We start from the raw sequence: 21182 nt of genomic DNA on the forward strand, positions 1-21182 counted from the left end.
TAGAGAATAGGACGCAATTAATTCGGCTCGATTGTGCAATCAAACGGCCTTTCGTACAAAGGAAGGCGTTTCCCGCCAATGGGGCAATGGACGGGAAACGAACTCCTCGACAGCAGTAATTTGACGTTCATAATACCCTTTCATTGCTTCAAATTCATCCAAACTCATAGCTGACTGGGGGATTTTGTATTTGGAGTTTTCATATAGAACGCTTGTAATCAACCGGCTGTCTCGAAGTCGAGAGTACATCCTGTCCATATTGTTGTCGCGCATGAATTTACGGATCAGGCGAGCGACCGAGATAAGCGGTATATTTCGGGCTGACTTTGTTTCGTTGACTTTTTTCGTCAATGTGTCTCCGATTTCTAAGTTTCTGATTTCTAGAAAACTAAACACGGAGCTAGCTACGTCAGCAGGAGATTTTTTTATATCGTCGAATATAATAGGAAGTATTGTTTCGGGCGGAAATTGCCTCAGCTTTTTTATGGTGGTGGCGTACTGGCCGGCTTGTACGATCCATCCGTAATGTTCGCTGGTCGGACTCTGAAGTTCCTCAAAGAAACTACCCTGGGCTTTGCCATTCCTGAGATTATGTAGATACGCTGAATAGTCTCGTTCGATCGGGTTACGCAACGATACGATTACCTTCGCTCCATAAGCGTCCGCAAATATGCGATCCACGGCGTGAGGATGATGTAAGTATGAAGTGGTCATGTCGCCAGTGATTGCGTTAACGCTCGCGCCGGAAAATTGCTGCTCGTACCAGCGCGCGCCACGTTCATAATACCGCGAGAAGTATCCTATTTCCTTCATCGGCGGTATGTACACGTCTGGATGTTCCTGGAGTACTCGAAACAACCAAGTTGAGGCGGATCGAGGGGCGCCGATATAAATGAACCGAGGATGTGCTGCCATTTTGTTCTGATCTCAAGTACTAATTTTGATGCTTGTCTGATCAAGCAATCGGCTATCTAGACTTCGATGAGGCGTTTCCTATGAATCAGAAGGAAGCTTGTTTGCGCCAACAGAACGACCCCAGAAGCGATTGTGGTCGCCCATGCTGCACCCTGACCGCCCATATGAGGGATGAAAAGAAAATTCAACCCGACATTCATAAGGGCAGCCGCCGCGTTTATCACTCCGAAGTGCATCCCTCTACCCGACGCAATAAGCAGGCCGCTAATCGGTAGCGATATCGCAGTGAATGACTGTGCCAGGGCGAGGATGCCCAAAGGAGCCGCTGACTGTGCAAATTGCTGGCCGAATATGAACTCGATGATCTGCTCGGCGAATACGATTAGAAAAATGCATACGGGCCCCGTAATTAGGAGCGATGCTGCCAGTGCAATTCCGAAATAGCGCCACATTGATCGTGCGTTTTTGTTGGCGATGCTCTCGGCAAGAAACGGCGTGACTGTTGTCATAATCATGATTTGTGGAAATGTAAGCAAATAGGTCACGCGAAAAGCCACGCCATAGTAACCCACTTCTGTTAGCCCGGCCAATGGTCCTAGCATAAGGACGTCCATCCGATTCATCATGAGTTTGGATGACAGTCCAACGAGGAGGGGCAGGGCTGTTAGCATCCAGCCACGAATTTCAAATGCCGGAGGCGCGGTCCAAGTCTCATTTGGCAGCGTGCGGTGAAAGTAAATGCTCGCCAAGACCACTCCAATGCACATCGCGCCAACATAAATAAGCACCGCATCGCTCGGCCCACCTATGCCGAACGCGAGAGCTGCGGCCAAGACAGCAAGGGGCGGCAGGCCTTCGTCAAGCAGAACCCCCATCCCAGCGCGTTTCGATCCTGCTAGTTGTGCACGGCGAAGGAAATTGAAACCGGCTGGAATTACCATCAGTGAAGCCAGCATTAGGCCGGCGACCAACTCAACATCTGAACTGAGTAAAGATGCGATCGTGATTACCGCACCCACTGCGACTAGGCCTCCTGTCAGGGCCACCATGTCGGCCGAGCGAAGTACACCGCGAAGTAGTGAGTATTCGCCCTTGGCGCGGTAGGTCGGGATTATGCGTAGCATGAGGGACGGCCAGCCCAAAACGGCAATCTGGGCGACAAGTGCAGCGGTGCCTATGGCGAAAATGAACTCGCCATAGCCGCTGGGTGACAAATTTCGCGCCAGTACAATGGTCATGAACAGCACGGCCAGTCGAGCGGCAATGCCGGCAGCGAATGTGCCGGCGAACGATTTGGCCAGCTGCGAAGAGACAATGTGGCTTGGCAGTTGTTCTAGCCAAACTGTCAGGAAACGAGGCTCTTTGCTGGGGGCACCGGTCAACTCTTACTCTCCGTTTCCGCCGTGGGCTCTTGGTTGCTGCCATCGCTGAGAGATGCTGAGTGCAACTGCTTGTGAAAAGAGTTTAGCACAACATCCTTGGCCCAGCGTGCTTCGGCACGTTGTCGCGCGGCCCCTGCGCATTGAGCATAAAGTTTGGGATCGTCTATTAGGCGCTCGATCGCTGCGGCCAGGTCGCGGGGTACGCCTGGCGGAGTGATGATTCCGCACCCTTCAACTTCTTTGGCGAGTCCTGTTTCAAGTGCGGCCGTGGCAACTACCGGACGTCCAGATGCCAGCATATTGGTGAGCTTCGAAGGAAGGACGAGATCAGCAGCGCCCGCCGTTTGTGGTAGCAAGTGGATGGTTGATAGCCCCATTAGTTCGTGCAGCTTTTCCTTGGGCTGCAAGTTATGGAACTGGATGTTACTGAGGCCCTCGGCCCGCCGTTCAAGACCGGACCGGTTAGGCCCCTCACCGCAAACGATGAAAGTCAGATCCTTGCGGTCCTTGAGAAGACGGGCCGCGTCGACAACGATCTCTATGCCTTGCTTGTTGGCTATATTGCCCGAGTAGAGCGCGACATTTGGCGTCGTGACGCCCCATTCGGAGCGAAATGAAGACGGAGTGACCGAGGGCCTTATCGCCTCGATATCAGCCCAGTTTCGGAACTCAACGATGCGATCTTCGGGAATGCCTTTTTCAATCAGCTTTCTGCACATCTGCGGGGAAATGGTGGATATGGTCTGAAACTTACTGAAGATCCCAGTCTCGAACCCCAGGGCAAGGCCTGCAAAAAAACTGTCGCTTTTGAGCAGCCCGGTTGCGAAGGCGGCCTCAACCTCGAAATCTTGGATGTGGAGCCAGCTTCTGGCTCCTCCTAGTAGCGCCGCGAGTCGTCCGACTGGAGCTGCGATGAGCGACGGAGCAACCGTAAAGACCACATCAGGCCGCCAGGTCAGGCCGGCCCAAAGGGCGGGCAGAAAACTTGAAAGGGCAAAGCTGAAATGGTGAAGGAGACGTTTGGCGCCGGTCGGATCCCTGGGAATGTAGTGTGGAACGCGTATGACACGCACGTCATTTTCTATAGTGCTGGACCAGCCCCAGGCTGAGTGCTCTGTGAGGACCTGCCAAGCGGGATAGTAAGGCTTAGCGGCTACCACACGCATGTCGTGGCCTGCTTCGGCAAGATATTCCGCCATGCCCGACGTATACACGGCGATGCCAACCTTTTCTGGAGCGTAGTTGAGGCCGAGCACGAGAATTTTCATACGGTGCTGTCCTGACCCATCTCGTGCATTAAGAACCACTCGTAGGTTTTCGCAATACCCTCCTTTAGCTGGATCGACGGCTTCCAGCCCATGGTCTGAAGCTTGTCTGCACTCATTAACTTGCGCGGCGTGCCATCGGGTTTATTCAGGTCGTGCGCGATCTTCCCCTTAAACTCCACAATTTTGCAGACCAGTTGGGTCAGCTCGAGAATTGTCACATCCTCGCCCGAGCCGACATTGACGTGCTCGGAACCCGAATACTGTTTTAGTAGGAACACCAATCCATCGGCGCAATCGTCTGCGTGCAAAAACTCCCGGCGCGGCGAGCCCGTACCCCATATCGTAATAGAAGCGTCGCCCCGTTTTTTGGCTTCATGCGCCTTGCGGATGAGCGCCGGCACCACATGGCTCGATTTAAGGTCGAAATTGTCGCCGGGGCCGTAGAGGTTGGTCGGCATCGCTGAAATGAAATCGACGCCATGCTGTTTGCGATAGGCCTGGGCGAGCTTAATGCCGGCGATCTTGGCGATGGCATACCATTCGTTGGTCGGCTCGAGAGGGCCAGTCAGCAGTGCATCCTCGGTGATCGGCTGCTCCGCCATCTTGGGATAGATGCAGCTTGAACCAAGGAACAGCATCTTTTGCACGTCGTTTTCGAAGGCAGACTGGGTGATGTTGGCTTCGATGATCAGGTTGTCGTAGAGGAAGTCGGCCGGATAGGTATCGTTGGCAAGAATGCCGCCGACTTTTGCTGCTGCCATAACGATGGCGTCGGGCCTGGCGTCCCGCATGAAAGCCTCGACCTCGGCCTGGCGCTTGAGGTCAACGACATCACGTCCGGCGGTGATCACCTCGCAGCCTTCCGAAGCCAGTCGGCGCACGACGGCGCTACCCACCATCCCGCGATGTCCGGCGACATAGACGCGCTTGTTGGTCAGGTCAAAGGTCATTCCGCTATTCCACGCTCACGGGGAGATCGAGGCCGTGCTGCTTGAGCAGGGCGTGGCGGCGCGCAGCCTTATGGTCCTCGCGCACCATTTCGGCGCACATTTCCTGGGCGGTGATCTCGGGGGTCCAGCCAAGCTTTTCTTTGGCCTTGCTGGGGTCACCAAGCAGGGTCTCGACTTCGGCGGGACGGAAATAGCGCGGATCGATGCGCACGATTACGTCGCCGACTTTGAGGGCAGGGGCCATATCACCCTCGATTGCCGCCACCGTTGCGATCTCGTCGACGCCGGACCCCGAGAATTCCAGGGTGATGCCGAGTTCCCTGGCCGTCCAGTGGATGAACTCCCGTACGGAATACTGCACGCCGGTCGCGATGACGAAATCCTCTGGCTTGTCCTGCTGCAGCATCATCCACTGCATGCGCACATAGTCCTTCGCGTGGCCCCAGTCGCGCAACGCGTCGATATTGCCCATATAAAGGCAAGGCTCGAGGCCCATGGCGATATTGGAGAGGCCACGGGTGATCTTGCGGGTCACGAAAGTTTCGCCGCGGCGCGGGGACTCGTGGTTGAAAAGGATGCCGTTGCAGGCATAGATCCCATAAGACTCGCGGTAGTTCACCGTGATCCAATAGGCATACATTTTGGCCACGGCATAAGGCGAGCGCGGATAAAAGGGTGTCGTCTCGCGCTGCGGGGTCTCCTGGACGAGGCCGAAGAGTTCCGAGGTCGAGGCCTGGTAGAACCGGGACTTCTTTTCGAGCCCGAGGAAGCGGATGGCCTCGAGCAGCCGCAGGGTGCCGATCGCGTCGACATCGGCTGTATATTCCGGCGCCTCGAAGCTGACCGCGACGTGGGATTGGGCGCCGAGGTTATAGACCTCGTCCGGTTCGATATCGCGCATGAGGCGGGTGAGGTTCGAGGTGTCGGACAGGTCTCCATAATGGAGCTTGAAGCGGCCATTCTTGGAGTGCGGATCCTCGTAGATGTGGTCGACGCGCTGGGTATTGATCAGCGAGGCCCGGCGCTTGATGCCGTGAACCTCGTAGCCCTTCTCGAGCAGTAGTTCTGCGAGATAGGAGCCGTCCTGGCCTGTGATACCGGTGATCAGTGCAACCTTGCCCGAACTCATGCAATACCCTCAAGAAACGTTTTCAGCAAATTGACCCGCGTGCCGTCGAGACGGCAAATCGACACGAAGCCAATGGTCCCACAGACAAATGACAGCTACACGCAAATGCACCGGACGAGAACCCGGTCATTTGTTAATCGGAGCAAATGGTTAGCGCGCGAAGGGTAAGCAAATGCCTTCAAACGCTCAGGAATATTGACATTGCGGCAATTCTGCATGGGCCCCCTGCAATCTTCGCATGAAAGGGCCGAGGGAAGTCGTGCCGCGCCGCGCGGCAGCCCTTCACGTGCGGAAAAGCAAGTTGGCGCACAACGGCTTTTTTGCCGGGGGATGTGCGCAAAAGAGAGTTTTCACTCACGTGCAGAAAGGCAAGTTTGCATACACCTGCGGACGGCCAGTTGTCACTTCTGTCGAGAGGGTAAGATAGCACGCGCGTGTAGGAGGCACATCGGCGCGGACTGCAAGGAGAGCATAGTTTTCCGATGTGACGGCATCGCAACCGGTCTCCGTGATTATGTCCATGACTATCGCTGCCGGGAGCGCGCGCCCGCCGCACCATAGGCTCGGTGACAAGCGCTGACCGCATCGGCCCAGTCAAAGCCCATTAGTGGCACTATAGCGCCGTTGGCCAGCCGCGCCTGTTGCACCGGATCGCGCAGATAGGCGCGCAATGCCCTAAGCATCCCCGCGTCGCTATTGGCCAGAATGCCGTCCTGGCCGTCTGTGATAAAATCGTCCAGACCACAGTCGGCCATGCCCAGGATCGGCACGCCCGCCAGTCGCGCTTCCAGCGCCGCAAGGCCGAACGCCTCCAGTTTTGTTGAGGTCACAAACAAGTCGGCTTGCGCGTATAGCGTTTTCAGGTCTTCCACCGAGAGGCGGCCATGAAGCACCACGCGGTCAGAAAGCCTCCACGCCGCGATGCGGTCCTGCAAGGCTTTTCGCAACGGACCATCGCCGGCAATATGTAGGCGCACCCCACCAGAGGACGCGTCGAGCGCCGGTCCGGCTTGCCGGATCAAGTCAAGTAGTGCCAGCGGTCGCTTGCGGGGATGTAGTCGCATGGTCGCCACTACCTGCAGCCCGCGGCCGGCTTGAGACATTCGCGATAACCTCTGGCGCCGGACCGGTTCCCAGAGCGCTCTTTCGGTGGCATTGAAGAGCAACCCCGCGTCGACGCCGCCCAACATGGATTGCCGGCCTAGGGCCACAGCGCTGCTGACGGCCGTCAATACCGCATGTTCGTGCCACCGCGCCGAGCGGAGTAGCGGCGCGACACATCGCGCGATACCCGCCTCCAACGGCATCAGCATGGAATGAAATGTCACAACAGTTGGCAGGCCTAGCTTTGTGGCCACTTCGACGGCCAGATAGGCAAAGGGCGTGTTACCCAGATGCACGTGTACCGCGTCGAAATCGCCCGCTTTGAGGCCCTGATGCAGCTGCCGCAACGCCGGTTCGGCAGGCGGAAACCCCAACAGATTGAGCAGGTAGAGCAAGTCATTGGCATTTGACGCCGTCGGGGCCGGCGGAAACCGGTACCCCCCGGTCGCCGCATCTGCGCCGCAGAGCCGATGCACGCGGATACCGGAGTGCTGCGTCGGTCCGGGCAGGGGCGTGAACACCTCCACCGCCGTTCCCGCTTCGAACAGTCGGCGCGCGAGCCCATCGAGATAGACCTCCAGGCCACCAAAACGTGGCAAATACCAGTCAGAAACAAAGGCCACGCGCTTGGCAACTGGAGCGAGCGATGTCATCTGTCTAGCGTGTCGCCAAGATAATGGCGACGGACATTTGCGTTTTTGACCACGATCTCCGGCGCGCCGTGTGCCAAAAGACGCCCGCCAACCAAGACATATGCGCGGTCTGCGATCGAAATTGTTTCGCGCACATTGTGGTCGCTGATCAGCACGCCAAGACCGCGGTCGCGCAGCCGGCGCACCAGATCTTTGACCTGGTTGATCGAAAGTGGGTCCACCCCGGCGAAGGGCTCATCCAGCAACACATAGCGCGGATCGGCCGCCAACGCGCGAGCGATTTCACAGCGCCGGCGTTGCCCGCCGGACAAGCGGGCAGCGTTCTGCTTGCGGATCGCCAACAGGTCGAACTCGCCCAAGAGGAGGTCGAGCCGACGATGACGCTCGGCGCGCGCAGGCACCACGCGCTCCAAGTAAAACAAGATATTGTCTTCCACAGACAGACCGCGAAACACCGAACTTTCCTGGGGCAAATAGCTGACGCCCCGACGGGCGCGCGCATGGATTGGAAGCTGCGTGCTGTCATGGCCGTCGATCAGGATCGCCCCGGTCTGCGGTCGGTGGACGCCAATCAGCAGGTTCATCAGCGTTGTTTTACCAGCGCCATTGGGTCCCAATAGGGCCACGACCTCGCCGCGTCGCACCGTGATGTCGAGCGGCTGCAGAATGGTGCGGCCCTGCGCACTCCAGCCTATGGCGCGGCCCGAAAGGCCTGCGGTCGCGGGGATCGGACTCGATTCTGCATTCATGGTCTGAAATTCTTGTAGTCGAGCCGTCTTACGTGACCCCATGTGAAATACGCGATGGCAGCGGGCAGGTCGACAATCGAGATGAGAATTCCGACGGCAATGGCCGTGGGCGCTGGGATACCCAGCACAAGGTAGGCCCCGGCCGTTCCTGCTGCCAGCAAGCCGACGCCTCCTATCACCGGTAACATGGTGCTGACGCCGGCAGCAGCCAGGACAAATAGCGCGAGCTCCGGCGCCCATCCCATGCCGCAAGATAGCTGCACGGCAGTGATCATCGTCCATTCCAGCACCTTTTTACCTAGAGCCAGACCCGCGACCAGAGCTATGGTCCTGCTGTCGCCAATCGCGGCCAGCGCCCGCGCTACCGCGCCTAAGAAGGTCGAAACCAAAGCCAGAGGCGGCCACGCCAAGCGGGTTGAGGGCCACTGCCGCGGCCCCAATCGTACCAGCGCCGCAAGCAAGGCCAACAGCAAGGCCATAGTGATGCCAATGACCGGGCCACCTGCGGCAAGGGCCGAGGGCAGGGGTGCCGACAATAGGGCAAGAACAAGCACCAGCAGCTTTGACGCGCCGGTCATCAATTGATCAACCAGCAACAGCGCGGCGATGCTTGGCGCCCGAACGCCTTTTTCGCTTAGCATGAGCGCTGCAAGTGCCGCGCCGGCGCCGGGGGCCAGGAAGCTACTGACGATGGAGTTTGCGCTAACAACCGCCAACATGGCCTTGTGCCCGGGGGCCGGAGATCCTGCGATGAGCACGCGCCATTGCCAGGACCACAAGGGGAAAACCCCGGCGCTGAGGATGATCGCGGTTACCAGCCACGCCGGCTGCGATCGGCTGAGGGCCGCAACAATGCCGGTCCATCCAGCGCTTACTGCCATGATGGCGAGCAGCAGCATGAGTGCAATCAACAGCGACGCCAGAACGCGTCTGGCTGGAGAGCCGTGCCAGAAACCCTCGTTTTTGTCAGCAGCGCTCATCAACACCAAAATCTGTCGAAACGTGCGCCACCGCATGGTGGGCACTTGTTTCTTGGCTTATAGCCTTGCCACAACTATGGTCGAGCAAAAAACGGTCATTGGCTGGGGGCTGGCAATGGGTGAAAAAATACGCGTTGGCGTGGTGGGCGTTGGCAATTGCGCCTCTGCCCTGATTCAGGGTTTGAGCTACTATAAGGCTGCAGGTGCCAACGAACCGCCGGCCGGTGTCATGAGCGTCCTGATTGGCGATTATCACCTGAGCGACGTGGACATCGTTTGTGCATTCGACGTCAATGCTGACAAGGTCGGCGCCGACATCGCCGACGCCATCTTCGCCGGGCCCAACAACACCAGGCGTTTTGCAGAGGTGGACCCCACGGGGGTGACCGTGTCAAAAGGTCCGGTACTCGACGGGTTGGGCAAGTGGCTGTCCGAAGTGGTGCCGGTCAGTAAAGCGCCGGATGTCGATGTGGCCGAGGTGCTACGCAGCACGCGCACACAAGTGCTTATCAATTATCTTCCCGTAGGTTCGGAACAAGCCAGCCGGTACTACGTGGAACAGGCGTTGGCCGCGGGATGCGCGGTGGTCAATTGTATGCCGGTGTTTCTTGCCTCTGATCCGGCCTGGGCATGTCGCTTCGAGACAGCGGGGCTCCCCATCATCGGCGATGATATCAAGAGCCAAGTTGGGGCAACCATCGTGCATCGTGCGCTGGCGGAGCTGTTCGGACAGCGCGGCGTGCAGCTGGATCGGACGTATCAGCTCAATTTCGGCGGCAACACCGATTTCCTGAACATGCTGGAGCGGGAGCGGCTGGAATCGAAGAAGATATCGAAAACTCAGGCGGTCACCAGCCGGGTGCGAGAGCAGCTCGCGGCGGACCAGATACACGTGGGGCCCAGCGATCATGTGCCGTGGCTCGAGGACCGCAAATGGGCGCATATTCGTATGGAAGGCACAGGCTTCGGTGGCGCGCCGCTCAACCTCGAGCTCAAACTCGAAGTCTGGGACTCGCCCAATTCCGCAGGGGTGGTCATCGATGCAATACGCTGCGCCAAGCTGGCGCTCGATCGCGGGATCGGCGGCGCGCTCAAAGGCCCTTCGAGCTTTTTCATGAAGTCGCCGCCCGAACAATACAGCGACCACGAGGCGCAAAAACGCACTGAAGCTTTTATTCTTGGCGCTGAGTGACGTTAGCCTTGTCAGCCATACCGAACCACGACGGGCACGAGGCGCCCCTGACGTCCGAGCATGGCACACCCATGCGCACGCAGCCTGCTGACACGGCGCGGGGCGGATTTGCCTTCCCTGAGAGCTATTCTGAACATAAGCGGCAACTCGACGTTGACGCCGTCGACAATGTTGCCGACCTTTTCTATCAGTCGTTTGACGGACTGAACGGCACTCACGCGGTCCACGCTGGCCGCCTATACCTCAACTTCTGCAGCTATGATTACCTTGGCTTGAATGGTTCAGCCGAACTTTCCCAGGCCGCTTATGCCGCTATCGCTCGCTATGGCACCTCCGTGTCGGCGTCGCGGCTGGTGTCGGGGGAGCGACCACTGCATCAAGCGCTAGAAAGCGAGCTGGCAGACTGGATGGGCGTCGAGGACGCCTTGGTGTTTGTGAGCGGCTATGCCACCAATGCCGATACCATCGGTCATCTGATGGGACCGGATGACCTTATCCTCTATGACCAACTGGCGCACACCTCCATCCGGCAGGGTATTCGGCTATCAGGTGCGCAAGCGCGTCCATTCCCACATGGGCGTCTCGATCTGCTGGAGCGATTGCTGATCAGACACAGCCGCGGCGTGCGGCAGGTTTTGATCGTGGTCGAGGGCGTCTATAGTATGGATGGCGATCTGGCCGACTTGCCGCGACTGATCGACCTCAAACGGCAGTACAAAGCGCTGCTAATGGTAGACGAGGCGCATTCGCTCGGGGTGCTGGGCGAGACCGGACGCGGGCTGGCCGAGCATTATGGGGTCGCGCCTGACGCGGTTGATCTCTGGATGGGGACGCTGAGCAAGTCTCTGGCAAGCTGCGGCGGCTATATCGGTGGGCGGCGTGAACTTATTACCTATCTGCGCCACACCGCGCCTGGGTTTGTGTTTAGCGTTGGTATTGCCCCCCCCATGGCCGCAACGGCGCTCGCGGCGCTCGAGCAAATGAGGCTTCAACCAGAGCGTATAGCCAGGCTTCGGGCGAATGCCGCGCTATTCCACCAGCTGGCCGGGGAACTGCGGCTCGATATCGGCCAGGCCAACCGGCATTCAGCCATCGTGCCGATCATGGCGGGCGGACCGCGTCGCGCCGCGTTTCTTGCCCGGGACTTGATGCGGCAGGGTGTCCTGGCCCTGCCTATCGGTTACCCGGCGGTCCCCAAAAACCGCACGCGACTACGTTTCTTCCTCTCGGCCAGCCATAGCAGCGAGGCCATAGAGCGCGGTGTCCGCGCCGTCGCCGCGAGCCTTGCCGCATACGACGGGTCGGATCGACGCCCGGAGGGACTATAGGGCGAGATGCGAGCCGCTTTCGATCCGTGCGGCGTGGCAGGGCGCTACCAGCGGCAGCTCATGCTGGCTTCAGCCTGGTCCACTCTGGTCATTTTGGGCTGCGTCGAGTGGGTCTTTCTGTCCGAGCTTCTGATCTCCCACATCCTACCCCGGGTGCTCGAGGTCAATGCGGGTTGGGCGCAGATGGCGCAGTTGGTCGTCTACTCCGTTCCCGATGGCGTTGCCGTCGCCCTGCCGCTGGCTTTGAGCATCGGGGTCTATATCGTTTTGCTGCGGCGGCGCGAGGCGGGAGAGTTCATCGCCATGGCCGGCATCGGCGTTGGCTATCACGCCTTGATCAGGTTCTCGCTGCTAATCGGCGCGCTCGGCGCAATAGCCTCTGTAGTGGTCTCGGGGCATATAGCGCCGCTCGCGAGCTACGCGGCCGCCACCAGCTATGACCATGCGCGATTTGAAGCGCTGCGCCGCGGGAACCTCCCGGCTGGCCAGTTCTACCCGGTGGACGATCTTGTCGTTTTTGCAGCCGAAGGGCGTTTTGGCGGCGAAGCAGGAGGTGTCTTTGTGCATCAAGAATTGGAGGGGGAGCGTTATCGTGTCATTACCTCGCCCCGGGTGATCCGCCTGGAGCTCAAAACAGGTACGCCGCAGTTCTTGCTGGAACAGGCGCGGCTGCTCGATTTCAGCACGGCCAGCGATGCTGTGGGCCTCACGCGACCCTCGCTAAGGCCGCAGCAGATCTTAACCGCGAGCCGGCATGCAGTGGCTGTGCCTGAACTTGAACCCGAGCAACCTGGCGTTCGCCTTGATCAGATCTACTATTGGTCGCTCAGTGAGCTGCTACTGCGAGCGTTGGACCGTTTCGACGCTTTGAACGCCGGCATTCGCCACGTGCTGCATGCGGTCCTGTGTGCCCTTGCACCCCTCTTCGCGCTGGCGGCTTTGGGATGGACCGGCCGGCGCAGCGTAGTGTTTGCCTTGCCGGTCGTGGCGGGAGGACTGCTGGCTGCAACCTTCTTCCTTCGCGACCTCGCTGAGCTGATTGGCGCCATGGGTGCCCTCGCATCGGGTCCGGCGGTTCTGCTTTCGGGCACGGGCTTAGGTGTTTTAGCCTGTTGCATGGTCGCTCGGCGAGGCACGCAGTGCATCGTGCCAGCAGGCGTGCGGCTGTGAGCGTCGCCACAAAAGTGCTGAGCGGGGTCTTGGGCGACACGCGGCATATTCGCTATGTCGTTAGCCTCTATGTCACGCGGACGATATTCTTTGTCCTCATTGCGCTCGCCATCGTCCTCACCCTCGATGCCGCCACGCATCTTTCGCGCATTGTCGAACAGCAAGCGGAGATGGCGCAGCCAAGCTGGGCCGTTAGCGGTTATTATCTCGGTCTTCGGGCCCTTTACGTGCTGCCGTCCCTGCTGCCCGTTGCGGCCTTTGCCGGGCCATTATGGGCCGAGCACAGCTTGGCGACCTCGCTTGAGCGCCTCATGATCAGTAATTCTGGGCGCTCGCGTTTTCAGACTTTGTTGCCCGCTTTGGTCTTCGGCACGCTGATCGGGCTGGCGCAGTTTTATCTGCTCGCGGAGGTGCGGCCCGCCGTTTCACAGGCACAGGGCGAAGCGCGTTTTCGTTATTTCGGGCCCTATTATCAAACCCCGCATGTCGGTGAGGCCACCTGGATAGCTTTGGGAGACGAGATGATGCGTGCTCGCATCCGTTTCGAACCAGAACGGGTCATGCTCGAGGAGGTCCAGTTGTTTCAGATCGCGGACACCTCGTCGGTTGCGCTGGTGAGCGTCGCGCAAAGCGCGGTGCCCGAAAGAAATGGTATCTGGGCGCTTCATGAAGGCGCGCTTTGGAATACGACCGAGAACTCGGGACGAGCGCAGGCCATGACAGCGGCGCCCTATACCATCCTCCGGCGGCCCTTGAACCTCGACCCTATATGGCTAACCCATTCTCGCGTGCCGCCAGACTTGATGCCACACGACCTCTTGGCTCGTTTTGCGTACAACCCCATCATTCCGCGCAATTTTGTCTATCAGGCGGCGCTGCACCACCGCTACGCCGCCGTTCCGGGTGCAATCGGCATGGCGCTTCTAGCCGGTGCGCTCGCCATGACGTTGTTTGGGCCCAGAACGGCGCCGCGTCAGGTATTGATCTGTGCCATCATCGGAGGCACCGCCTACGTGTTTTTGCTCGCCATACCCATGGTTGGGGCCAGCGGCGCTGCGCCGGCCGGTGTAGCGGCGTGGGCGGTGCCGATCGTCCTCAACGTGACGGCTCTCATCAGCGTGGGATGGCCGGAGCCCCAGCGCCGATCGAGCGTGCCCGCCGCGGACTGACCACAGCCTCTCCGAGCACGGTTAGGCGCGTGCCGTTCTTAACGCTGATGCGGATTGTTGCCATCTCGTCCTTTTCAGCTGCCACGCGGGCCTGGGCCACAAGCTGCTCGGTTTCGCCGATCGGGGCCAGGAACCGTACGTTCAGCTGCTTGACCGTAACGGGCCAATCCTGAGCCCATTCCGCTATCAACCCCATGATCAGCATACCCGGCACGGGAACCGCATCCAGACCCAACGCCCGGGCGAGGGTAGGGTCCTGGTGCAACGGGTTGGGATCGTTGGCCGCAACCGCATACCCTTGCGCTTGCGCTGGGGAAAGCACAAAGCTGCGTTGGGTGGGGAAACTCCCAAGCCAGCTGATCACCCTTTCTGCTCCGGCCATACCAGAGCAATGTGGCTTTTCAGGTGGCAGATCCTCTGGTACGAAGTATCGTGAACCTGCGCCTCCAGCGTCATACTTGCCTTTTCCGGTTCGACAGCGAGGTCAACGGCGATGGTGTAACCAACATCGTGTTTCAGTGCGGCTTCGTACCGGATCTCTTGCCCAACATGCATTAGGATGGCGCCAGAGTGTCCGTACTCTTGGACAAGGTGATCTTCGATAGCCTCGCGCACCGAAGGGGCGTTGAGCCAGACAATGGGGTAGGTAAACGGGAGGGCTGGATCTCGCTGCTCCCGCCCGCGAAGGGCGTTCCGGAACGCCGCGACGGACAAAGGGTCAGTGTGCACGGCAAAGCTGCCGACGCGGCTCAACGTCATCAGGCCTCCACACCACGCGCCAGCAGTGTGGCATTCACCCCACCAAACGCGAATGAATTGGACAGCACGGCCTTCAATCCTGGCGTCTCGAGCGCAGCGGGAGGCAGAGACAACGGGCAAGACGGATCCTGCTCAGTCATGTTGATATGCGGAGGAATGGTTTTGGCGCGCAACGCCATCAGGGCGATAATGAACTCAAGCGCACCTGAGGCGCCCAGCGTATGTCCTATGACCGGTTTGCTCGATGATACTGGGAGATCGGTGCTCCGCGGCCCAAACACCTGACCGATTGCCTCCGCCTCGACAATATCGTTGCGCACGGTTCCGGTGCCATGCGCGTTGATATAGCCGATCGCCTCGGCCGGAAGCCCTGCCTCCTCAAGCGCGGCCCGCATGGCGGCTACTGGACCGCGTACGTCGGGCTGAATGATGTCGCGAGCGTCGCTCGAAGTACCATAGCCGGCAAGCCACGCTAACGGCACCCCGCCTCGCGCCTGGCACGCAGTTTCAGACTCGAGAACCAGAATGCCAGCACCTTCGCCCAGGATCATGCCATGCCGATCCTTAGCAAAAGGGCGACAGACATCGGGGCTGAGCACGCGCATGACCTCCCATGCGCGAATTGTTGCCGGTGTCAGGCAGGCTTCGCTACCCCCAACCAAGGCCCGGTCGATGATGCCGGCGCGTATCATCTGGCTGGCGAGACCAATGGCCTGGGCGGCCGAGGAACACGCACTGCTGACGCTAAAGCATGGGCCAGTCGCTCCATACTGGATACTGAGGTGCGAGGCCGCTGAGCTGGGCATGAGCCGCGGAATGCTCAAGGGGTGGGCGCGCGTCTTGCCCGAATAGAAGTCGTAGCATCCGTCATCAAGCGTATTCATGCCACCGATACCCGTGCCGACGATGACCGCGGTTCGCGATCCGGATAGATCCGTTGCGCCCATCCCGGCCCGTCGCAGCGCTTCTTCTGCGGCGACGTGAGCGAATTGCGTAAACCGGTCGCACCTGAGCAATATGTGGGGACTAAGATGCTCTGTTGGATCAAAGTTTTGGACGCTGGCGGCAATGCGAATGCGCAGGCTATCGCCGCGTGGCAGAGATAGTGGTCGCACCTGGCTGGTTCCGGTCACGGCCGCACGCCAAAGCGCTTTAGTGCCGAGCCCCGCAGCACTGATCGCCCCGTAGCCGGTGATGGCGACCTGTTTCACGCTTGTGCGTCCGCGGCCCGTCCAGGCGCTGCTGTCATGGCGCTGGTGATGGCGGTAATGAGTTCGGCCAAGTTTTTGGCCGTGCTGAGATCGGTCTCAATGGGGATGTAGACATTGAGTTTTTCCTCAATGCCCATGAGGATCATAACCACCTCCATGGAGGCAATCCCCAAGGTGTCCAGCGTCGCTTCGGGAACGATCAGCGCCCGATCGATGTCGCCTTCTTGCGCCACGATCTCAATGATGCGATCCAGAAGTGTGGGGTCTTCAAGGTGCGGCCATTCGGCGGGCGCATTGGGCCTAAGGTCTGCTGTCAAAACTATCATCTCCTGTGCCTAGGACAGTGTCTGCACTGAACAAGCGCAAGGTTCGCACCTGTCGAAATCCGAATTGTTGCAGGATTTTGCGCAATTCCCAATTGTCTTCTAGCACCCAGCCGGCCTCAATCCAGCCACTGCCGTCGCCATAACGCGCCAGCTGGGTGAGCAGGCGCTCCATCATGCCGAAAGCAATCAGCGTGCCGGCGACGCTTTTCCGGGTCTGCGGATCAATGCCTAAAAGGATGACGTGGCCGGTCCGAAAGCGCCGTCGAAGGGTCCGAAAGCCCAATCGCAACCACCCGATCAAAGAGGGTTGCGGCCCTAAGCCCCTAGTCACCTCAAAAAGGTTTGGAAAGATCAGCGCCACCCCGATCGGCTTGCCGGCGCGTTCGACGATGACGCCAATATCCCCATGCACGAAAGGTCGCAGGTCGCCGCTGATGGCACTGACATCAGCTGGATGCAAGGGCACAAATCCCCAATTGGCTTGCCAGGCTCTGTTATAGACTTGCCGAATGATCTCCACGTCGCGTGAGAGGTTCTTCATGTCCAGGCAGCGAAACGTAATATCACGCACGCGCTCGGTTGCGCGCAGTCGCTGTTGCAACCAGGCAAGGCGGGTTGCGGGCTGCTCGAGGCGCCAATAGTGCAGGTCCTTGATCGGTTGAAGGCCACAAGCGCGCAGGTGTGCCTCTAAATAAGGCGGGTGCCAGGCAACCATTGACAAGGCAGGTTCGTCATGGCCCGCCACCAACAGGCCAGGCTCGCTATTGATCGAGAGCTGGAACGGTCCGGTCAGGCGCTGCATGCCCTGCTCAGCAAGCCATGCTCGCGCCCCGGTCACCAAGGCGCTGACAATTGCTGGATCGTCTGTCGCGTCCAGGCAACCAAAAGTGCCGCCGCCGCCAAAAGCTTCGGATGGCTGCACGGAATCGATCTGCGCCGAAATGCGTCCAACCGGCTCGCCGTCCTTGAACGCCAGCCAGTATTGCGCTCTGCCGTGCTTGAAGAACGGCGCCTTGGCGGGATGCAGCAGCGCTTGTTGCTCCACGGTGAGCCTGGGGCTGAAACCCTGCATCGACCCATAGAGGCGCTCCGGGAGGCGTAGGAACAAATCTAGGTTTCGCCCAAAATTAGCGGGGGCTAGGGTGACCGACATCATGCGCTCAAGGGTTGTTGCCGGAGCGGTCCGTCAGCGTACCTGCCCCCTCGGCATTCAGTATGGGCGCACGATAGTCTATCCACGAACCGATGCCCCGTATTAGCGCATTCGCAAGGAAGGCTAAGGCTATGCCCAACATGCCGTCAAGCAGCCAATGGTGGTCGAGATAGGCGCTGGCCAGGACCATCCAGAGCGTATAGCCGATATGCGCCGACCGCTCTAACCAGCCTCCATCTCGCCAGGCTGTCACCAGACCCACCGCAGCAAATGCGCAGTGCAAGGACGGAAGTGCGCCGAAGACTGTCGGGGCCCGGCTGTAGAAGGATTCGAAATAGGTGATGCCGAGCAATTGGTCGACGCGCAGTAGCGCCGCAGCGTGGGGTAGGGCGTTGATGTCGATCTCGCACCCGAACGTTCGGATGTACCAAGGCGGAGCGGCGGGCACCGCCAGCCATAAGACAAAGGCAATCGCGTGGGTCAGTGCCAGCACCCGCAAATAGTGGTTGGCCCGCTCCACGTTGATGAAAAACAATGCCGTGCAATAGACGATCGCGATGCCCCAAAAGCTGACATAGGGGATCGCAAAGACCAGATCGAGCAGGGGAGTATGGACCACGTTGAAGTAATCCGCCGCCGTCGCGTAACCGTCCAACGAGACCAACCGAAGTTCCCACTCCCTGAGCTCGCAACCCAGCACCCGCTCGGCAGTCACAAACAGCGGGCGCAAATAGCGGATCGCCTCGTAGCCAACAGCAATACCGAGACCTGGTGCTGCGGTAACCAGAAAGGCCTTGCTGCGGGGAGTGGCAATTGCCAAAATGGAAACAAGCGCCAGGACGATTACAATTTCGCTGCGCAAACCGCCCATGCCAGCCAGCACAAGGGCGATAAGTGGCGGCAAGCTCACGACCGGCCAAGAAGGACCCCACAACGCCCGCAAATGTCGTTTGAATGCCATATCGGCGTTCCGCTCGCGCGAGGCCCCTTTGCCCGCGCCAAGCGGCATGTCACAAAACCGGCGAGGATGACAAGCGGCAATCGTGCTCTTGTCCAAGGGAGGTATCGCCAACCCGTGCTGAAACCGTCGCATGTTGTGCTAACCGGGGCGAGCAGCGGATTGGGTCGCGCGCTTGCGGAACACTATGCCGCTTACGGGGTGATTCTTTCCCTGTGCGGTCGCGACCAGCAGCGATTGGCAGACATCGCCGCTCGGTGCGAAGCCAAGGGAGCGAGGGTCGCGTGGCGCAGCCTCGATGTAACCGACCAAGACAGCGTATCCGGCTGGCTGCAGGAATGCGACCAATTGGCCCCTGTCGACCTGTTGTTTGTAAATGCGGGTATCGGCGGCGACACGGTCATGGCTGGCCCGAGTGGCGAGGATGCAAAGCTTGCTCAGCAGATCGTGGGGGTGAATTTGCTCGGCGTGGTCCACGCGGTGACGGCCATGTTGCCACGCATGGTGGCGCGGCGCCGCGGTGCCGTCGTGTTGATCGGATCGATCTCCGGAGAGCTCGGGTTGCCGCACTCGCCGCTTTACTGTGCGACAAAGGCAGCGGTGCGTATCTATGGCGACGCGCTGCGGCGTTTGACGCGGTCCTCTGGCGTCAAGGTTACGACCGTTCTTCCAGGCTTCATCGACACGCCGATGAGCAGGTCCCTCAAAGTGGCACGTCCCTGGTGTTGGCCCGCTGATGTCGCGGCCCGACGGATCGCGCGAGATGTCGCTCGATCTGCGCGCCACTCGGTCTTCCCTTGGCAGCTTCGCCTTGCCCTGGCTGCCCAGGCGATGCTGCCTGCTGCTTTAACCGATCGGGTGCTATCTGCCAGCTTTGTGCGCCAGCAGCGCCGCGCCCCTAGGGAACCAGCGCCCTAGATGGCCAGGCGCGCGGCCAGGTCGCGCATGGTCAGAAAATGTGCGCCTCGCGCTGCAAGGTTTGCAATGGCCGTCTCCAGACTGGCAAGCGCATGGGAACCGGTGCCGGCGCGACAGTCCCAGGGGATGGGCGCGCGCCGCAGATCCACAAACTCCCAGGGGTGGAAGAATAGTACGCTTGCATCGCGCAACGGCGCGAGAACCAAGCGCTGCAGGGAGCCGGGGAGGCGAACCAGCGATGGCATGGTCGATGCTGGAAGGCGCGTGATCGCGCCGTGCCGAAGTGGCGCTCGCGGGTGCCCCTTGTGTGGTTTGTAGGCGGCAATGGAAGAGTCGATGGTGTAGCCCACTTCTTCCAAAAACGGGATGAAACGATCTGGAAAATCCAGATTTGGCGCTCGAAAACTGGTGATGGGGGAAAAACGCCGCAATTCCGCGTCCGCTCGGGCAATTTCGGCACGAGCTTGTTCGTAGTTCATGGTGCTGAAACGCCTATGCGTATCGCCATGGCTGGCCAGCTCGTGGCCGCACTGCAACAGCTTGTCCATCGCCCCTGGATAGCGCCGCGCGACGTCGCCGGTGGCAAAGCAGGTGCACGGAATGCCTGCCGCTGAAAGCACGCTGAGAAACGCTTCAAACCCCTCTTCCATGCCCTGGTAGCTCCGCAGATAAGGGGGGCAGTCGTGTTCGAGGTCTATTGTTAGCGCAATCCGCACGGTGATGTCCTTTAGAGAAGCAGCACGACAATCCCAGCGCCAAGGCCGGCGAGCAGGTCATCTGCCAGAATGCCCAGAGCTGCTGGACGAAGCCGTTCAGCCAAGTGGATCGGCCAGGGCTTCCAAATGTCGAGACAGCGAAACAAAACCACGCCCACCAGCAGCGACCACAGATCATCGGGCGCAGCTATGATCAGAGCCAACAGGATGGCCACGACCTCGTCGATGACCACTAATTGTGGGTCGTGCTCGCTTTCGAATCCAACCACGATTTCGGTCGCCTTGTAGGCGGCCAGCGTCATGATCCCAAGCACGACCCACTGCAGGGGCGACGGCAAAAGCGTGAGCAGGCCGTAAAGCGGCAGCGCGAGTAACGTGCCCACGGTTGCTGGTGCAAGCGGACAATACCCGGCACCGAACCAACTGGCGTAGGCAAATGCCAGAGCGCGAGAATTGAAGGCCTTCATTGCACGCTCAGGCTCGCTTGGCCGCCGCAAGCAGTGCCGCACCTCCCGCCAATACGCTCAAAATCGCTACGCCGCTCAGGACCGTGATCGTCACAGCGCCCGGACCGCCGAGCAATGGTAGATCGATAGGCCAGAGCAACAGCGCAGCTACTGTCGCAAGCAGGCGATCTTCGCGCCGCATCCAGAGCCGTGGCAACTCGATGTGCAGGCCTTCGGCGCGCGCTCTGATGTAAGAAATCCAAAGGCCTGAGACCAACAACACAATGGGTAAGAGCACCAGCGACGTCGTTCCCCACAACACCACCAGTCCGGCCGGCACGGCCGCATCGCTGATCCGGTCAAGACAGGAATCGAGCAGCGCGCCAAAGCGTGAACCCTTGTCGCTGGCTCGAGCCAAAGCGCCGTCGAGAATATCGCAAAGGCCGCTGAGCAGCATGAATACCGCCGCCCAGACCATTTCGCCTCCAGCTGCCGCGATCCCGGCGATCAGCGCGGGGAGTAGCGAAAGAGCGGTGACCACGTTGGGATGTAAGCCGGTGCGCGCCAACAGGCGCGCCATCGCACCGAGCACGCGCGCGTAAAGCCGTTCTGCAGATCGCAAGGTCCAACTGTTCTGAGGCATGACGTCTTGCCGATCATGGTTCTGGCCAGCCGTTCTGACCGTTTGGGACTTAGTCAGTGCCGG

Annotated in this window: 22 protein-coding genes; 5 read left to right on the forward strand and 17 right to left on the reverse strand. The window is 59.7% G+C overall.

The window, feature by feature from the left end:
• Nucleotides 1–39: 39 nt before the first annotated feature.
• The 8 genes from ACXYMS_RS05760 to ACXYMS_RS05795 all read right to left on the reverse strand — a co-directional run bounded on the left by ACXYMS_RS05760 (nt 40) and on the right by ACXYMS_RS05795 (nt 9049).
• Nucleotides 40–915: a sulfotransferase family protein gene (locus ACXYMS_RS05760; RefSeq protein ID WP_458904433.1), complete on the reverse strand. Its 876-nt coding sequence runs from the start codon at nt 913–915 to the stop codon at nt 40–42.
• 56 nt (nt 916–971) lie between these two features.
• Nucleotides 972–2297: a flippase gene (locus tag ACXYMS_RS05765; protein WP_458904434.1), complete on the reverse strand. Its 1326-nt coding sequence runs from the start codon at nt 2295–2297 to the stop codon at nt 972–974.
• Nucleotides 2294–3565 (reverse strand): WcaI family glycosyltransferase, encoded by a 1272-nt coding sequence (locus tag ACXYMS_RS05770; protein WP_458904436.1) that lies wholly within the window; start codon nt 3563–3565, stop codon nt 2294–2296. The genes ACXYMS_RS05765 and ACXYMS_RS05770 overlap by 4 nt, the downstream gene beginning before the upstream one ends.
• On the reverse strand, nt 3562–4515 hold the full coding sequence (gene fcl, locus ACXYMS_RS05775; protein ID WP_458904438.1) for a GDP-L-fucose synthase: 954 nt from the start codon (nt 4513–4515) through the stop codon (nt 3562–3564). The genes ACXYMS_RS05770 and fcl overlap by 4 nt, the downstream gene beginning before the upstream one ends.
• Nucleotides 4516–4519: 4 nt before the next feature.
• Nucleotides 4520–5644: a GDP-mannose 4,6-dehydratase gene (gene gmd / locus ACXYMS_RS05780; protein ID WP_458904439.1), complete on the reverse strand. Its 1125-nt coding sequence runs from the start codon at nt 5642–5644 to the stop codon at nt 4520–4522.
• Nucleotides 5645–6168: 524 nt separating this feature from the next.
• On the reverse strand, nt 6169–7371 hold the full coding sequence (locus tag ACXYMS_RS05785) for a glycosyltransferase family 4 protein (protein WP_458904441.1): 1203 nt from the start codon (nt 7369–7371) through the stop codon (nt 6169–6171).
• Between the two features lie 26 nt (nt 7372–7397).
• On the reverse strand, nt 7398–8150 hold the full coding sequence (gene lptB, locus ACXYMS_RS05790) for an LPS export ABC transporter ATP-binding protein (RefSeq protein WP_458904443.1): 753 nt from the start codon (nt 8148–8150) through the stop codon (nt 7398–7400).
• Nucleotides 8147–9049 (reverse strand): lysylphosphatidylglycerol synthase domain-containing protein, encoded by a 903-nt coding sequence (locus tag ACXYMS_RS05795; RefSeq protein ID WP_458904444.1) that lies wholly within the window; start codon nt 9047–9049, stop codon nt 8147–8149. Before ACXYMS_RS05795 ends, lptB begins: the two co-directional genes overlap by 4 nt.
• 196 nt (nt 9050–9245) lie before the next feature.
• On the opposite strand from ACXYMS_RS05795, the gene ACXYMS_RS05800 reads away from it, so the two are divergent.
• From ACXYMS_RS05800 to ACXYMS_RS05815, 4 genes are all read left to right on the forward strand, one after another.
• A complete protein-coding gene (locus ACXYMS_RS05800) occupies nt 9246–10322 on the forward strand; it encodes an inositol-3-phosphate synthase (RefSeq protein WP_458904619.1) in 1077 nt (358 codons plus the stop codon).
• 71 nt (nt 10323–10393) lie between these two features.
• Entirely contained in the window at nt 10394–11650 is a 1257-nt protein-coding gene (locus tag ACXYMS_RS05805) for an aminotransferase class I/II-fold pyridoxal phosphate-dependent enzyme (protein WP_458904446.1), read from the forward strand.
• 6 nt (nt 11651–11656) lie between these two features.
• A complete protein-coding gene (locus ACXYMS_RS05810; protein WP_458904448.1) occupies nt 11657–12820 on the forward strand; it encodes an LptF/LptG family permease in 1164 nt (387 codons plus the stop codon).
• Entirely contained in the window at nt 12817–13989 is a 1173-nt protein-coding gene (locus ACXYMS_RS05815; RefSeq protein WP_458904449.1) for an LptF/LptG family permease, read from the forward strand. The genes ACXYMS_RS05810 and ACXYMS_RS05815 overlap by 4 nt, the downstream gene beginning before the upstream one ends.
• Here the strand turns inward: ACXYMS_RS05815 and ACXYMS_RS05820 are convergent.
• From ACXYMS_RS05820 to ACXYMS_RS05845, 6 genes are all read right to left on the reverse strand, one after another.
• Nucleotides 13934–14353: a MaoC/PaaZ C-terminal domain-containing protein gene (locus tag ACXYMS_RS05820; protein ID WP_458904451.1), complete on the reverse strand. Its 420-nt coding sequence runs from the start codon at nt 14351–14353 to the stop codon at nt 13934–13936. The two genes, ACXYMS_RS05815 and ACXYMS_RS05820, sit on opposite strands and share 56 nt — an antisense overlap.
• Nucleotides 14350–14748: a hypothetical protein gene (locus ACXYMS_RS05825; protein ID WP_458904453.1), complete on the reverse strand. Its 399-nt coding sequence runs from the start codon at nt 14746–14748 to the stop codon at nt 14350–14352. The genes ACXYMS_RS05820 and ACXYMS_RS05825 overlap by 4 nt, the downstream gene beginning before the upstream one ends.
• A complete protein-coding gene (locus tag ACXYMS_RS05830; protein ID WP_458904455.1) occupies nt 14748–15959 on the reverse strand; it encodes a beta-ketoacyl-[acyl-carrier-protein] synthase family protein in 1212 nt (403 codons plus the stop codon). The genes ACXYMS_RS05825 and ACXYMS_RS05830 overlap by 1 nt, the downstream gene beginning before the upstream one ends.
• Complete coding sequence (locus ACXYMS_RS05835; protein ID WP_458904456.1) at nt 15956–16276, reverse strand: phosphopantetheine-binding protein; 321 nt, start codon at nt 16274–16276, stop codon at nt 15956–15958. The genes ACXYMS_RS05830 and ACXYMS_RS05835 overlap by 4 nt, the downstream gene beginning before the upstream one ends.
• Nucleotides 16260–17357: a hypothetical protein gene (locus ACXYMS_RS05840; protein WP_458904457.1), complete on the reverse strand. Its 1098-nt coding sequence runs from the start codon at nt 17355–17357 to the stop codon at nt 16260–16262. Before ACXYMS_RS05840 ends, ACXYMS_RS05835 begins: the two co-directional genes overlap by 17 nt.
• 88 nt (nt 17358–17445) lie before the next feature.
• Nucleotides 17446–18495: a phosphatase PAP2 family protein gene (locus ACXYMS_RS05845; RefSeq protein ID WP_458904459.1), complete on the reverse strand. Its 1050-nt coding sequence runs from the start codon at nt 18493–18495 to the stop codon at nt 17446–17448.
• Here ACXYMS_RS05845 and ACXYMS_RS05850 point away from each other — a divergent pair.
• Entirely contained in the window at nt 18466–19314 is an 849-nt protein-coding gene (locus tag ACXYMS_RS05850; RefSeq protein WP_458904460.1) for an SDR family NAD(P)-dependent oxidoreductase, read from the forward strand. The two genes, ACXYMS_RS05845 and ACXYMS_RS05850, sit on opposite strands and share 30 nt — an antisense overlap.
• Here the strand turns inward: ACXYMS_RS05850 and ACXYMS_RS05855 are convergent.
• The 3 genes from ACXYMS_RS05855 to ACXYMS_RS05865 form a co-directional block, all read right to left on the reverse strand.
• Nucleotides 19311–19964 (reverse strand): polysaccharide deacetylase family protein, encoded by a 654-nt coding sequence (locus ACXYMS_RS05855; RefSeq protein WP_458904461.1) that lies wholly within the window; start codon nt 19962–19964, stop codon nt 19311–19313. The genes ACXYMS_RS05850 and ACXYMS_RS05855 overlap by 4 nt on opposite strands.
• 77 nt (nt 19965–20041) lie before the next feature.
• On the reverse strand, nt 20042–20497 hold the full coding sequence (locus ACXYMS_RS05860; protein ID WP_458904462.1) for a phosphatidylglycerophosphatase A family protein: 456 nt from the start codon (nt 20495–20497) through the stop codon (nt 20042–20044).
• 7 nt (nt 20498–20504) lie between these two features.
• A complete protein-coding gene (locus tag ACXYMS_RS05865; protein WP_458904464.1) occupies nt 20505–21119 on the reverse strand; it encodes a CDP-alcohol phosphatidyltransferase family protein in 615 nt (204 codons plus the stop codon).
• Nucleotides 21120–21182 lie beyond the last annotated feature (63 nt).

Source organism: Devosia sp. CAU 1758, assembly GCF_054482695.1.

Coding starts and splice junctions, on each gene's coding strand:
- ACXYMS_RS05760 (WP_458904433.1), bottom strand. CDS start 915: ATGGCAGCACATCCTCGGTTCATTTATATCGGCGCCCCTCGATCCGCC.
- ACXYMS_RS05770 (WP_458904436.1), bottom strand. CDS start 3,565: ATGAAAATTCTCGTGCTCGGCCTCAACTACGCTCCAGAAAAGGTTGGC.
- fcl (WP_458904438.1), bottom strand. CDS start 4,515: ATGACCTTTGACCTGACCAACAAGCGCGTCTATGTCGCCGGACATCGC.
- gmd (WP_458904439.1), bottom strand. CDS start 5,644: ATGAGTTCGGGCAAGGTTGCACTGATCACCGGTATCACAGGCCAGGAC.
- lptB (WP_458904443.1), bottom strand. CDS start 8,150: ATGAATGCAGAATCGAGTCCGATCCCCGCGACCGCAGGCCTTTCGGGC.
- ACXYMS_RS05795 (WP_458904444.1), bottom strand. CDS start 9,049: ATGCTGCTGCTCGCCATCATGGCAGTAAGCGCTGGATGGACCGGCATT.
- ACXYMS_RS05800 (WP_458904619.1), top strand. CDS start 9,246: ATGGGTGAAAAAATACGCGTTGGCGTGGTGGGCGTTGGCAATTGCGCC.
- ACXYMS_RS05805 (WP_458904446.1), top strand. CDS start 10,394: ATGCGCACGCAGCCTGCTGACACGGCGCGGGGCGGATTTGCCTTCCCT.
- ACXYMS_RS05810 (WP_458904448.1), top strand. CDS start 11,657: ATGCGAGCCGCTTTCGATCCGTGCGGCGTGGCAGGGCGCTACCAGCGG.
- ACXYMS_RS05825 (WP_458904453.1), bottom strand. CDS start 14,748: ATGACGTTGAGCCGCGTCGGCAGCTTTGCCGTGCACACTGACCCTTTG.
- ACXYMS_RS05840 (WP_458904457.1), bottom strand. CDS start 17,357: ATGCAGGGTTTCAGCCCCAGGCTCACCGTGGAGCAACAAGCGCTGCTG.
- ACXYMS_RS05850 (WP_458904460.1), top strand. CDS start 18,466: ATGACAAGCGGCAATCGTGCTCTTGTCCAAGGGAGGTATCGCCAACCC.
- ACXYMS_RS05855 (WP_458904461.1), bottom strand. CDS start 19,964: ATGGAAGAGGGGTTTGAAGCGTTTCTCAGCGTGCTTTCAGCGGCAGGC.
- ACXYMS_RS05860 (WP_458904462.1), bottom strand. CDS start 20,497: ATGAAGGCCTTCAATTCTCGCGCTCTGGCATTTGCCTACGCCAGTTGG.
- ACXYMS_RS05865 (WP_458904464.1), bottom strand. CDS start 21,119: ATGCCTCAGAACAGTTGGACCTTGCGATCTGCAGAACGGCTTTACGCG.